General features: G+C 32.7%; 16 protein-coding genes. 11 read left to right on the top strand and 5 right to left on the bottom strand.

Translation table 11 applies throughout. The features are described 5' to 3' along the window. Positions 1 to 81: 81 nt before the first annotated feature. Positions 82 to 315 carry a DUF6341 family protein gene (locus ACQY29_RS03365; RefSeq protein WP_428223837.1) on the bottom strand — a complete coding sequence of 78 codons (234 nt, stop codon included), beginning with the start codon at positions 313 to 315 and terminating at the stop codon, positions 82 to 84. 44 nt (positions 316 to 359) lie between these two features. Between ACQY29_RS03365 and ACQY29_RS03360 the strand changes: the two genes are divergently transcribed. Further along, positions 360 to 1,292 carry a DUF6427 family protein gene (locus tag ACQY29_RS03360; RefSeq protein WP_428223836.1) on the top strand — a complete coding sequence of 311 codons (933 nt, stop codon included), beginning with the start codon at positions 360 to 362 and terminating at the stop codon, positions 1,290 to 1,292. A gap of 54 nt (positions 1,293 to 1,346) precedes the next feature. Here the strand turns inward: ACQY29_RS03360 and upp are convergent, their stop codons facing one another. Together upp and ACQY29_RS03350 are read right to left on the bottom strand one after the other, a co-directional pair. Continuing rightward, positions 1,347 to 2,000 (bottom strand): uracil phosphoribosyltransferase, encoded by a 654-nt coding sequence (upp, locus tag ACQY29_RS03355; protein ID WP_428223835.1) that lies wholly within the window; start codon positions 1,998 to 2,000, stop codon positions 1,347 to 1,349. A gap of 6 nt (positions 2,001 to 2,006) precedes the next feature. Then, on the bottom strand, positions 2,007 to 2,981 hold the full coding sequence (locus ACQY29_RS03350) for a glycosyl transferase family 90 (protein WP_428223834.1): 975 nt from the start codon (positions 2,979 to 2,981) through the stop codon (positions 2,007 to 2,009). A 70-nt stretch (positions 2,982 to 3,051) separates the two neighbouring features. Here ACQY29_RS03350 and ACQY29_RS03345 point away from each other — a divergent pair, with 70 nt between their 5' ends. Both ACQY29_RS03345 and ACQY29_RS03340 read left to right on the top strand, forming a co-directional pair. Next, positions 3,052 to 3,657, top strand: coding sequence for a DUF4254 domain-containing protein (locus ACQY29_RS03345; RefSeq protein ID WP_428223833.1), 606 nt, complete (start codon positions 3,052 to 3,054; stop codon positions 3,655 to 3,657). A gap of 111 nt (positions 3,658 to 3,768) precedes the next feature. Continuing rightward, positions 3,769 to 4,794 carry a glycosyltransferase family 9 protein gene (locus ACQY29_RS03340; protein ID WP_428223832.1) on the top strand — a complete coding sequence of 342 codons (1,026 nt, stop codon included), beginning with the start codon at positions 3,769 to 3,771 and terminating at the stop codon, positions 4,792 to 4,794. 32 nt (positions 4,795 to 4,826) lie between these two features. Here ACQY29_RS03340 and ACQY29_RS03335 read toward each other — a convergent pair whose 3' ends face one another. Both ACQY29_RS03335 and ACQY29_RS03330 read right to left on the bottom strand, forming a co-directional pair. Continuing rightward, positions 4,827 to 5,135 carry a hypothetical protein gene (locus tag ACQY29_RS03335; protein WP_428223831.1) on the bottom strand — a complete coding sequence of 103 codons (309 nt, stop codon included), beginning with the start codon at positions 5,133 to 5,135 and terminating at the stop codon, positions 4,827 to 4,829. Positions 5,136 to 5,141: 6 nt separating this feature from the next. Next, positions 5,142 to 6,194 carry a 2Fe-2S iron-sulfur cluster-binding protein gene (locus ACQY29_RS03330; RefSeq protein WP_428223830.1) on the bottom strand — a complete coding sequence of 351 codons (1,053 nt, stop codon included), beginning with the start codon at positions 6,192 to 6,194 and terminating at the stop codon, positions 5,142 to 5,144. A gap of 122 nt (positions 6,195 to 6,316) precedes the next feature. On the opposite strand from ACQY29_RS03330, the gene ACQY29_RS03325 reads away from it, so the two are divergent. The 8 genes from ACQY29_RS03325 (at position 6,317) to ACQY29_RS03290 (ending at position 13,383) form a co-directional block, all read left to right on the top strand. Continuing rightward, a complete protein-coding gene (locus ACQY29_RS03325; RefSeq protein ID WP_428223829.1) occupies positions 6,317 to 6,652 on the top strand; it encodes a PadR family transcriptional regulator in 336 nt (111 codons plus the stop codon). 1 nt (position 6,653) lies between these two features. After that, positions 6,654 to 7,346, top strand: coding sequence for a hypothetical protein (locus ACQY29_RS03320; protein WP_428223828.1), 693 nt, complete (start codon positions 6,654 to 6,656; stop codon positions 7,344 to 7,346). A gap of 43 nt (positions 7,347 to 7,389) precedes the next feature. Further along, entirely contained in the window at positions 7,390 to 8,874 is a 1,485-nt protein-coding gene (locus tag ACQY29_RS03315; RefSeq protein WP_428223827.1) for a DUF5687 family protein, read from the top strand. A gap of 6 nt (positions 8,875 to 8,880) precedes the next feature. Next, positions 8,881 to 9,576 (top strand): ABC transporter ATP-binding protein, encoded by a 696-nt coding sequence (locus ACQY29_RS03310; RefSeq protein ID WP_428223826.1) that lies wholly within the window; start codon positions 8,881 to 8,883, stop codon positions 9,574 to 9,576. A 198-nt stretch (positions 9,577 to 9,774) separates the two neighbouring features. Further along, positions 9,775 to 12,399, top strand: coding sequence for a tetratricopeptide repeat protein (locus ACQY29_RS03305; RefSeq protein WP_428223825.1), 2,625 nt, complete (start codon positions 9,775 to 9,777; stop codon positions 12,397 to 12,399). A gap of 3 nt (positions 12,400 to 12,402) precedes the next feature. Beyond that, entirely contained in the window at positions 12,403 to 12,789 is a 387-nt protein-coding gene (locus ACQY29_RS03300) for a bactofilin family protein (protein WP_428223824.1), read from the top strand. Further along, the gene (locus ACQY29_RS03295) at positions 12,779 to 13,012 is read left to right on the top strand and encodes an AtpZ/AtpI family protein (RefSeq protein WP_428223823.1); all 234 of its coding nucleotides are present in this window, start codon (positions 12,779 to 12,781) and stop codon (positions 13,010 to 13,012) included. Before ACQY29_RS03300 ends, ACQY29_RS03295 begins: the two co-directional genes overlap by 11 nt. Continuing rightward, positions 13,012 to 13,383 carry a hypothetical protein gene (locus ACQY29_RS03290; protein ID WP_428223822.1) on the top strand — a complete coding sequence of 124 codons (372 nt, stop codon included), beginning with the start codon at positions 13,012 to 13,014 and terminating at the stop codon, positions 13,381 to 13,383. The genes ACQY29_RS03295 and ACQY29_RS03290 overlap by 1 nt, the downstream gene beginning before the upstream one ends. Positions 13,384 to 13,413: the final 30 nt, after the last annotated feature.

Genomic DNA, 13,413 nt, shown 5'->3' with positions numbered 1-13,413 from the left:
ATGAGCGTCTTACTTTTAAGGCGCTTTTTTTATAGATTTATTTCATAAAAAAATGCCAAGATACAATCCTGGCATTTTTTATTATTTTAAGAATGAGTGAGCAGTAGTATCTTGCTCGTCTTCGTTATTGTCTTTGAATATTTTTAATTCTTTAGTCCAATACCAAATATAATAACTAATAATACCCCATAAAACCCAGTTGATTAGGTTAGCTACCCACCAGTTTTCTAACTCAGTGAAGCGCATTAAGTCGTGTGGAGCAAATAAAACGGCTTCAAATAACCATTGAATTGCTTCAAATATTGATTTCATCATGACGAATGTATTATATTTACACAGCAAAAATATAAAATATACTCATGATTACAAGTGTTTTTAGTAAATCTCGACCAATAAATTATATAATTGTCACACTTTTATTGATAGTGTGCTTTTCTTTGTACCAATTCAGAATGAGTGGACTCGATTTATCGGGCTTGCAAATCGCTGAAAAAATTGGAATTTTACTGTTACTGATAGGTTCTTTATTGTTAACCAACTTTATAACCAAAAAGAACGGATTGAGTAAAGACAATAGTTATACGTTTCTATTGTTTTTCCTTTTTTTGATATTATTTCCGAGTACTTTGTCCGATTTGAAATTAATTTTAGCAAATGGTTTTATTCTTTTAGCCTTAAGAAGATTGATTTCTATGCATTCGATGATTACCCCAAAAGAGAAAATTTTTGATGCCTCGCTTTGGATTTTTGCGGCCTCTTTAATCAATTTTTGGTGTATTCTATTTATGCTGTTAGTTTTTGTCTCTATTATTTTACACGTTTCTAGAGATTACCGTAACTGGATTATTCCTTTTATTGCTTTTTTTACCGTGGTGGTTTTAGCTGTAATGGGAGCCTTAGCGTTTTATCCCGATTTTTTAAAAGAATACCCGAATCAAATTGTTGTTGATTTGAAATTGAATGATATCACGACTGTTTTTCAAAATGTGGCTGTAGCTATTTATGTGTTAGTAGCTTTGGTTGCTTTTGTGACGATGTTATTTATTTTGCAAAGTAAATTGTCTAACCTAATCTCCTCTTATCGTAAGGTTATTTTTGCTTTTATCATTGGGTTGGCCGTCTTCTTTTTGACACCTAATAAACACAATAGCTATTTGATATACACTTTTGTTCCCGTAGCCATTATGTTGACCAATTATTTAGAAACGATTAAAAAGTTTTGGGTGAAAGAAGGGATAGTGGCCGTATTAGCAATTGCCAGTTTGGTTACTTATTTGTTACAATTGATATAAAAAATAACCACAGATTTTATCTTGAAACCAAAATAAAATCTGTGGTTTTAAATATTATAGTTTAATTCCGTAGGCTAAATCGCCTGCGTCTCCTAAACCAGGTACGATATAATTTTTCTCGTTCAATTTTTCATCTAAAGCGCCTACCCATAAATGCACATTTTCAGGTAACTGTTCTTGTAAGTACTGTACACCTTCTGGAGCAGCTATGACTACAGCAATGTGAATTTCTTTAGGCTGATGTTCAACATGCAATTTGTTTAAAACAGCTACTATTGATTGACCCGTGGCTAACATGGGATCCACTAAAATCATGTTTTTTCCTTCAAAAGAGGGTGTAGCTTGATATTCTACTAAAATGTCAAACGCATCATCATTGTTATAATGATGACGATAGGCTGAAACGAAACCGTTTTCTGCCTCATCAAAATAATTAATAAAACCTTGGTGTAAAGCTAATCCAGCTCTTAATATGGAACATAAAACAATGGGATTAGCTATTGTTGTGGTTTTTTTGATACCAAGAGGAGTTTGTATTTCAAGGTTTTTATATTCAAGTTGTTTGCTAATTTCATACGACATGATTTCGCCTATGCGCTCTATATTTTTACGAAAGCGCATACTGTCTTTTTGAATATTAACGTCCCTAATTTGTGCCAAAAAATGATTGAGTACACTATTTTGTTCAGAGATATAATGGATGTGCATAGTTAATTAGCTTAAATAATTTTGATTAGTCATTTCGAAGTATTTTTTCATCACTAATAGTGAAATTATTCGTTCTCTTTTTTCATCAAAAAATTGTTGACAATAGGTATTAGCATTTTTAATTATTTTTTCAGCTTCCTCAGGGTGTTCTATGTAATAATTAATACGTTCTTCGGTGTCTGAATAATCGGGTTTTATTTCTATATAGTGTACATTCGGAATAAGAGTCCCTTCCATAAACCACGTTTCATAAGTGGGTTTAGGCATTACAGCTATTGAATTGGATGACATAACCCATTTCAAGTTACTTGCTACATCATTGCCTTCAATCGACATGATGAATTTATAATCTAAATGTTCCCATAACGTTTTTTTAGGAACCTCCCATTCAGGTTTTACCTGATGTTTTGATACATCACCGATATCGAATTTTGAATTCCCAAAATACATTTCCATAAAATCAATACGATGTTGTTTGCCTACAATTTTTCCTCTAAAAATAATTTTATTCCATTTTTCTCTAAAAGGTTTTGTGTCTTTTAAAAAGATAAAATGCCTTACTTTTTCTAATTTTAATATAATACTATTTTGATTTTCACCGTGTATAGGTCTACTTTTTACAATAGACGGTACTTCAGGTATATGAGTCACATCACCATAGCAGTTAAACCATTTTAATAAGGGGTTAAAATAGCGAATAATTTCTTGAGCATCATAATAATATACTGAACTGACACTACCCACTTCATTATCTTTTAATCGAATGGCGTGGTTGGGTAAGTCTGCTTTTTGATTCAGTTTGTTGTAATAGTTCACCCGATTAAGGATGTATTCTTTATCTTTTCTATTTTCGAATCCTTTAAGATATCCTTTTAGTTGCCAGCGGAATATAATTTTTGGCAAGGCATTGTTAACGATATTTTTTAGGTAATACTTCCATTTAGGATTTTTACCGCTATTAAAAAGAAAATTTAGATTCATGTATAAAAATATATTTTCAACAAAAGTACAAAAAACCGTACTTTTGTAACACTTATATAATTAATAACACATGTTTGCAGAATTTGCTTTTCCTATTTTTGAAAAAAGTATCCAAGAATACCATATCAAAGACGACGTATATCAAGATGTTGTAAATCCTTTTGAAAAAGGTTCGATTGAACATTTGTTATATGCAAAAAACTGGGTAGATACCGTACAATGGCATTATGAAGATATTATTCGTGATCCACAAATTGATCCTATTGCAGCTTTAGATTTAAAGCGAAAAATTGATGCCTCTAACCAAGTTCGTACTGACATGGTAGAATATATTGATAGTTATTTTTTACAAAAATATGCTAATGTACAGGTAAAAGCTGATGCAAGAATCAATACTGAAAGTCCTGCTTGGGCCATAGATCGCTTGTCAATTTTGGCATTAAAAATTTATCACATGAACGAAGAAGCTACTCGCGAAACGGCTTCAGATGAACATCGTACAAAATGTCAAGAAAAATTGAATGTTTTGTTAGAGCAAAAGAGCGATATGTTTATTTCAATTAGTCAATTAATTGAGGATATTGAGAATGGTGATAAATACATGAAAGTGTATAAACAAATGAAAATGTATAATGACGAGGAATTAAATCCAGTATTGTATCAACTTAAAAAATAGTTCTTTTGGAATTATAAGACAAGTACCAAACGATTAAGTGATTTTGTGAATGACTTAATCGTTTTTTCTTTCAAAAAATAGTTGTGAACTAAAAAAAACTCTAGTAAAGCAATGAAACACATTTTAGTCATCCGTTTATCAGCTATGGGCGATGTAGCTATGACAGTGCCTGTATTGCGTGCCCTTACACAGCAACATCCTGAAGTAAAAGTTACCGTTGTATCACGTCCATTTTTTAAACCTTTTTTTGATGATATAGCTAACGTGAATTTCTTTGCAATCGACTTGAACAAACGACACAAAGGGATGATCGGGTTAGTGCGTTTGTACCATGATTTAAAACAATTGAATATAGATGTGGTTGCCGATTTGCACAACGTTTTACGTTCTAAGATAGTACGTAGTTTGTTTGCTGTGAGTGGTAAAAAGGTCGCCGCTACGGACAAAGGGCGCAAGGATAAAAAAGCATTGACTAGAGCTGAAAATAAAGTTTTTGCTCCTGTAAAGTCTATGGTTGAGCGTCATGTAACCACTTTTGAACAGTTAGGTTTTCCTATCGATTTAACCCAAGTTAGTTTTCCAGCTCCATCGGAATTGACTGAAACTATTAAAAAAGTAACTGGAAATAAATCTGAAAAATGGATAGGAATTGCCCCTTTTGCGCAGTATGATTCTAAAGTGTATCCCTTAGATTTGATGCAAGAGGTTGTGGATAATTTAGCCTCAACGGCTCATAAAATATTTTTATTTGGTGGAGGTAAAACAGAAATTGACAAACTAAATCAATTACAAAACAATCATGCTAACGTTGTTGTTGTAGCGGGTAAGATTAAATTTCAAGAAGAATTGGCTTTGATTTCTAATTTAGATGTAATGCTTTCTATGGATAGTGGTAACGCGCATATTGCGGCCATGTTAGGGGTAAAAGTGATTACACTCTGGGGAGCAACCCATCCGTATGCAGGATTCCAACCGTTTCATCAACCCGATGAGTATTGTTTGACAGCCGACAGAATTACATATCCATTGCTGCCTACTTCTGTTTATGGAAACAAAGTTGTGAAAGGATATGAAGAGGCTATGCGTACGATTTTACCTAAAGCGGTAGTTGAAAAATTGATTAGAGTATTGAAATAGATTTTTTTTTTTGATAATCCTAAAACAAAAGATTACAACCAAATTTTACTTTCTTTACAAACCTCTAAAATATAGTTTTTTAAGTCTTGAATGGATTGTTGGTAATCAGGTAATTCATATCCAAAGCGCTCATGCTCCATTTGTTGTTTTTCTAGCGCAGTACAACTTTTAAGCACCTCTCGTACCATATCGAGTAAAATGAGTTCCTTGTTTTTGTCTTTTTCGAAACGTAAGTCAATCAATTCATCTTCTAAATTTTCGCAATACGATAAAAGCTCCTGAACTTCAGGTTCGTCCAGAAGTTCGGGAGCTTTTTCAAATAGTTTGTATTTATTTTTCATAGAAGGTTACACATCATCAAAATCGATAGTTACATTTGCTGAAGTAGGATGCGCTTGACAAGTCAAAATCAATCCCTCTGCAATTTCTTTATCGGTTAAAATACTGTTCTTTTTCATCACAGCACTTCCTGATGTCACGCGGGCAATACAGCTACTGCACACACCTCCTTGACAAGAATAGGGGGCGTCCATGCCTTGTTTTAAAGTAGCTTCTAACAAGGTTTGCTTTGCCGACATTTCAAAAGTTTCTTCTTCACTATCTAAAACCACTGTGATTTTTGCATGCTCCAAACTGCCATTACTAGCTGGTGCAGCAGTAGTAGGTGTAGCTGAGAATAATTCGAATTTAATATTCTTGTCTGCTACGCCTTTCTCTATCAAAGTAGCATTCACCGCAGTAATCATTTCCTCTGGACCACATAAATAGTATTTGTCAAAATTTTGACCCACATGTTTTCCATGAACGGTATTTACTACATTTTTATCAATGCGTCCCGAAAGTTGTCCTTCTATTTGCGCTTGACTAAATACGTAATGTACCGTTAAACGACCTAAAAAGTTCTTCTGTAATTCAGCTAATTGCGTATGGAAAATAGTTTCTTCTGGCGATTTATTTCCGTACACTAAAACAAAGGAACTTTTAGGTTCTTGTTTTAACACGGTTTGCAGGATAGACATGATAGGGGTAATACCACTACCAGCAGCAAAACCCATGTAGTTGCGTTGTCTTTCGGTATCCGGTTCAAAAGAAAAACGACCTTCGGGCATACCCACTTCTATTACATTGCCTTCTTGCAATTGTTCGTTGGCAAACTTAGAAAAAGTACCGTTTTTTACGGCTTTGATGGCAATGCGTAATTCATTGCTGGAGGGCGCTGTGCATAAAGAATAAGCTCTGCGCACTTCTTGTCCATCTAAAGTTAATTTTAGGGTAACGTATTGACCTGCTGTGAATTTGTAAAAATCTTGAAATTCTAAAGGTACATGAAAAGCTACTGAAATAGCTTGGGGAGTTTCCCTTTTTACCTCTTTTACAGCTAGTTTGTAGAATGTTGACATACAATTTTGTTTTAAACAAAAGTACAAAATACCGTTTGAATCACCTTATTTAACTTAAATATTTAATACCTAAGAAAGTTATACATAAGAAATTTATGTATATTTGTTTCAAATTTCGAACTATGAAAAATTCACAATTATATAAAGGAAGTCTTACCACCATAGTATTGAAACTTTTGGAAGAAAAGGGTAGGATGTATGGTTATGAGATAACCCAAAAGGTAAAAGAAATAACCCAAGGGGAGTTGCAAATTACAGAAGGTGCCTTGTATCCAGCTTTACATAAATTAGAAGCCGAGGGGATTGTAGAAGTAGAGGCGGAACGGGTGGATAACCGAGTTCGGAAGTATTATAAACTTACGGAAAAGGGAATGGCCGAAACCGTAAATCGTTTGGCGGAATTGGAAGAATTTATTAAAAATATGCAAGTATTAGTGAACCCTAAATTGAGTTATTAGTATGAAAGTCACAGCATCACAATTAGAACAACTAAAAGAATTTACCATAAAGCATTATGTTGAATGGGTGGATTTGCAAATGGAATTGGTAGACCATTTAGCCAACGGGATTGAAACGCAATGGGCAGAAAATCCATCGCTTACTTTTGAGGAATGTTTAGAAAAAGAATTTAAAAAGTTTGGAATTTTTGGATTTATGGATGTAGTAGAAAATCGGGTATTTGCATTAAACAAAAAGTACAACAAACTTATTTTACAACATTTTAAGACCTTCTTTACTTTACCTAAAATCTTACTTACGTGCAGTGCAATTTTTTTAGTTTATACTCTTTTACTAAATAAAAATATTGAAGATCCAACATCTGGATTTTTTTTCTTGTTATATGCAGTAGGTTTCGTTGGATTTGTAAGTTTTAATGTTTGGAGAAGAAATAAGAACAAACAAAAGGAAAGATGGTTGTTAAAAGATATCATTTTTGGAAAAAGTTCCTTAATGTTTTTTTTCTTTTTCCCTTTTCAAGTTATGAATACCGTCGATGATTTTTTAGAAGGTAAAGTGGGGGCTTTTCTATTTGCTTTTTTTCTTATCTCCTTTTTGTTAATTATCTACATCATGCTTTTTGAAATCCCTGCAAAAGCTGATAAATATTTGACGGAAACGTATCCCGAATATAAATTTTACCAAAAACTGTAACGTTTTAAAAAAATCGCTACTAAAGAATCAAAAACAAATCAAAATGATTAAACATTTTCTCAATCTTGAAATCAAGTCTTTTTTTAGGTCTGCAAGTGTAGGCAAAAGCTTGGGATTAAAAATTTTAATGGGCTTTCTAGGTATTTATTTTACCTTGGTATTCCTAGCTATGGGAGTAGGTATGTATCCTATTTTAGAAAAATTATTCCCAAAACAAGAACCTGTGAAGGTTTTCAACAACCTTATGGTGTATTGGATATTATTTGAAATGGTTTTTCGTTTCTTTATGCAAACACTTCCAGTCATTAACATTCGTTCGTTTTTGTTTACTCCTATTAAAAAGCAAGCGATTATCCATTATGTATTAATAAAAAGTATGTTTTCTTTTTATAATTTGATGGCGTTCTTGATAGCTGTTCCTTTTGTGATTTTTTGTCGTGTACAAGGTGATATTACAAACCTGCAACTGCTGGTTTGGTTATTACTCTTAACAGCTGTAGTGTTTAGTATTAATTTTGCCAATTTTTTAATCAAAAAGAAATTCACTACTAATATCAAAGGTTTTCTTCCTTTTGTGGGAGGTGTTTTGACATTAGTTGGGTTAGAATATTTCAATGTGTTTAAAACCTCTTTTTATGCTGGGCAGTTTTTTAATTTTAGCATAAATAATCCTTTACCTGTGTTAGGCATGATAGCTTTAGCGGTAGGATTATATGCCTTTAATTTTAGTTATTTGAGAAAGAACTTTTATTTAGATGCCTCTTTAAAGCAAAAAGTAACAGAAGCCGAAACCACTAATTTAGATTGGACACGTCGTTTTGGTGAAATTGCGCCTTTCTTGCAATTGGATTTAAAACTGATTTGGCGAAACAAACGTCCTAAAGCTACCATTTGGATGGCGCTTATTTTCTTGGCTTATGGCTTGATGTTTTATACAAATCCACAGTATTCCGCACATTCACCTTTCTTTGTGTTTGTTGGGATTTTTATGACGGGTATTTTCATGATAAGTTTTGGTCAATTTATTCCTGCTTGGGATGCAAGCTACTACAGTATGATGATGTCGCAAAACATTCCCTTGCGTAGCTACTTAAATTCGAAAGTAGGATTAATGACTGTTTCGGTCATCGTTTTAGGATTACTATCGATTCCTTATGTGTATTTCGGGTGGCATATTTTGCTATTGAATTTAGCCTGTGCGTTATACAATTTAGGAATAAATATTTTGGTGATTTTATTAGCTGGTGCATACAACAAGAAACGCATTGATTTAGAAAAAAGTCCTTTTATGAATTACCAAGGTACAGGAGCCACGCAATGGATAGTTTCACTTCCTTTAATGATAGTACCCTTACTAATTTGGTTCATTTTTTACAAATTAGTCAATCATGAAACGGCAACTTTAGTATTGGCACTTTTAGGGATTATCGGTTTAGTATTACGCAACTGGTTATTGGATAAAATTGCAGGGATTTATTTAGAGAAAAAGTACGAAGCGATTAACGGATTTAAACAACAAGAAAACTAAAAAATTATGATACACGTAGAAAATATTTCAAAAACATATAACGGGACAACCGTATTAAACATCGAATCTTTGACTATTCCTAAAGGAGAAAGTTTTGGTTTAGTGGGCAACAATGGGGCTGGTAAAACTACTTTTTTCAGTTTGTTGTTAGATTTGATTCAACCTACAACAGGGAAAATTACAACTAACGGAATTCAAGTGAATTTGAGTGAAAAATGGAAACCTTTTACTTCAGCATTTTTAGATGAAAGTTTCTTGATTGGCTATTTAACTCCAGAAGAATACTTTTATTTTATCGGCGAATTGCGCGGACAAAACAAAGCGGATGTGGATGCTTTCTTAGAAAAGTATGCCGAGTTTTTTAACGGCGAAGTGTTGAAACAAAAAAAATACTTGCGTGATTTTTCTAAAGGAAATCAGAAAAAGGCAGGGATTGTAGCTTCATTGATTGGAAATCCAGAAGTGGTTATTTTAGATGAACCTTTTGCTAACTTAGACCCAACCACACAAATCCGTTTGAAAAAAATTATCAAGGAATTAGCCGATGACCCAAATGTAACGGTTTTAGTTTCAAGTCACGATTTGCAACACACGGTTGAAGTTTCTAATCGAATTGTAGCCTTAGAAAAAGGTCGTATTGTGAAAGACATTCAGACTTCTACCGAAACCTTACAAGAGTTGGAATTGTTTTTCAACGTCTAATGGTTCAATAAAACATGTGGTGAACATTAAACAAATTCGTGTTCAAATTCAAATTTATATAAACTATTAAATCCCAAAAGTTATGCTGCTTTTGGGATTTTTTTTATATTTACTTCATTACTTTTTAAAAGAAACGTACTTTTACGGGTTATAATACTAAAACCGTCGTTAAAGACGTTTTCTATTTAAAACATTTTTATGTTGAAAAATAATCATTTGAAATATATTACGGCTACTTTTTCAATAGCCTTCATCGTGGCATGTTCTACTAAAAAGGACTCCTTAGTGAACCGCAATTGGCATGCTTTAAACTCGCAATATAACACCATTTATAATGGAGACGTAGCTTTACAGGCAGGTATAAACGAATTAAAATCAGGTTATACCGATGATTTTTGGGAAATATTACCTGTCGAACGCATGCAGATAGATGAAGAAATGATTTTGCCTGGTCAAAAAGGGAAAAATCCGAACTTTACACGTGCAGAGGACAAAGCGGTTAAAGCCATTCAAAAACATGGGATGAATATTGAAGGCAAAGAACGTAATATGCAAATGGATGAAGCGCATTTACTTTTAGGAAAAGCACGTTACTACGACAAGCGATTTATTCCAGCTTTAGAAGCATTTAATTATATTTTATATAAATATTCTAATTCAGATAAAATTAATGAAGCTAAAATTTGGCGTGAAAAAACAAATCTTAGACTGGAAAATGATGGTTTAGCAGTTAAAAATCTTTCCTTACTTCTTAAAAGGAACGATTTGAAACCGCATATTCTTTCGGATGCAAATGCTATTTTAGCACAAGCTTACATTAATTTGGATGAAAAAAACAATGCCATTAAACCCTTAAAGCAAGCCATTCAATATGCTCAAAATAATGAAGAAAAAGCGCGTTATCGTTTTATTTTAGGTCAAGTTTATCAAAGTTTGAACTATGCTGATAGTGCCTATGCGGTTTATCAGCAAGTGATTGATATGAAGCGTAAATCACCTAAACCTTATGTTATTCAATCACACGCAAGGCAAGCTAGTTTAATAGACGTTACTAAAGATACCATTGTTTTTTACGAAAAATACAGAAAACTTTTAAAAGACCGTGAAAATCGACCTTATTTGGATGTATTGAATCATCAACGTGCTTTGTTTTACGATAAATTAAAAATGCAAGATAAAGCGGTTGTTTATTATAATAAATCGTTAGGTGCTAATGGTGGTGATAGCTATTTGATGGCTTCTAATTATAGAAATTTAGCTAAAATTTATTTTGATAAAGCTAAGTACGAAGCCGCTGGTAAATACTACGATAGTACATTAACCCGTTTTACAAAAAAGAATAGAGAATACTTTATTATTGAAAAACGTAGAAAAAACTTAGATGATGTAATTAAATACGAAGGGATTGCAAAAGCAAATGATAGCTTATTGTACGTTACCGCTTTAAGTGATTCCGAAAAAGAAGTCTATTATAAAAAATATATTAAAACTTTGATGCGTAAAGATTCGATTGCCTATGTTTTAGCGAAAAAGAAAGCGCAACTTGAAGATAATCGTCAGCAAAACGAAAACAATGCTCCAGTTTTTGATCCTAACGTTACTCCAACCCCTGGATTTCCAGGAAGAAGCATACAGCCTTTAGCATTAGATGACGATAAGAATAAGTTTTATTTTTATAACCCTACCACGGTTGGCTATGGAAAAATTGAATTCGTAAAAAAATGGGGTAAGCGTGCTTTAGTAGACAATTGGAGATGGTCTAACCAAGTTCAAGATACTAAAAGTAGTAATCAAAATAATGATGTATCAAAAGATTCTATATTAGTTGCTAAAAAAGAGCATAAAAAACTTGAAGAAAAATATACCGTTCCATTTTATACCTCTAAGCTACCCACATCAAAAATTGTTTTAGATAGTTTAGCTAAAGAGCGAAATATTGCTTACTTTAACCTTGGACAAATTTACAAAGAGAAATTTTTTGAGAATAAATTAGCAGAACAAAAATTTGAAACCTTATTAAAGAATAATCCTGAGGAGCGTTTTGTTTTACCAAGCAAATACCATTTGTTTAAACTTTATCAATTATCTGATCCTGCTAAAGCAGAGGTGTTAAAAAATGAAATTGTTGCCAGTTATCCTAATACACGTTATGCTCAATTAGTGAGTGGTCAAATTGTTGAAGATGCAAAAGGTGTTGATGAGCCTGCTGGTGTATATAAAGCGTATTATAAGCAGTTTGAAAATCAAGAATATATGGATTTGTTAGCTGGACTAGACAAGTCATTAATCGCTTTCGAAGGGCATCAATTAGTGCCTAAATTCCATTTGCTTCGTGCCACTACTTTAGGGAAATTAAGAGGACTTGAAGCCTATAAATCGGCAATGCAACAATTAGTTAAACTCTTCCCAGATACAGAGGAAGCCAAACAGGCAGACGAAATCACTCGTATTAACATCCCTCATCTTGAAGCGATGAAATTAGTAGATGATTCGACCTCCACTAAATGGAAAGTCTTATATAAAGTGGGTAAAAAAGAGGATAAGGCTACTGTAGATTTAAATGCTAAGATCAATCAATTTTTAAAAGATAATCAGTATACAACCTATAAAACTTCGTTTGATGTGTATACTGAAAACCAAAATTTTATTGTGATACATGGTATTAGCTCAATTGAATATGCGCGTTTTGTAGTGCAGCTATTAGCTAAAACTAAAGTATATATGATTAAAGAACCAGCTCATGTAATTTCAAGTGAAAATTATACCGTGGTTCAAACGAAAAAGAATTTAGAAGAATATCTAAAATTACAACTTAAGCTCTAAACGATGTTTGACAAAAAACCAAAAAACTACACGGACCTACTAGGAAAAACAAATCGTATTGTTGAAGGAACAATAATTAAAGGGGATATAGAATCAATTGCTGATTTTAGGTTAGACGGGCATCTAATAGGGAACTTCAATTCTAAGGGAAAATTAGTAATAGGACCTGCAGGTAGCGTTATCGGTGACATCTTAGCTCAAAATTTAGATGTTGAAGGAAAAGCCGAAGGTAAACTCGTGGTAGAAGAAATTTTAAACGTAAAAGGTACAGCCACGATAAAAGGCGAAGTGACTTGTGGAAAATTAGCAGTTGAGCCCGGTGCTAAATTCACGGCTACTTGTGTGATGAAAACGGTTACTCCTTCATTAAATGTAGTTAATGGCGAATAAAGAACAAAGTGATAATGAAAAATCTAAAACCAACAAATGGTTGGCTTTAGTTACGATCCCCTCACAAATGGGGGTGACCATTTTTTTGTTTTTCAAGCTCGGACAATGGTTAGATACTAGTTATCCCAATTCTGTATTTTATTATGATAAAGTATTGACTTTGGTGGGAGTCTTTGTAGCTTTGTATAATGTTATCAAACAAGTTAACCAAATTAATGAATAATGTTTATTAAAGAATTTTCTATAAAGCTATTCCTTGCGGGAATGGCTTTTTATTTGCTCAATATGTTGTATGTGTTGTCGTCTGGATCGGAAATGAATCTTGTTTTTCATGGTGTTCATTTTTTCTTTTTGTTTTGTTTTGTCTTAGGAGGTGCAGTAATGGCTTTTTTATTAGAAAACAAAAAAGATATAGTGGGTGTAGGTTTTTTAGTGGTTATAACTAATATTTCTATTTTTACCTATATCTTAAATAAATGGTTAGTGCAAAAGCAATTCGTTTTCTCGAAATGGAATTTCTTTATTTTATTCTTGGGTTATTTGATTGGTTTAACTTTTTTAGTAGGTAAAAAACTAAATAAAACACAATTTTAAGCTATTGATTTACTGTGATTAAGCATAAAA

Origin of the sequence: Flavobacterium sp., assembly GCF_965262375.1 — a bacterium.
GTDB lineage: Bacteria > Bacteroidota > Bacteroidia > Flavobacteriales > Flavobacteriaceae > Flavobacterium.
The sequence above is the reverse complement of the archived record's forward strand: the minus strand, read 5'-3'. Positions and strand labels throughout refer to the sequence as shown.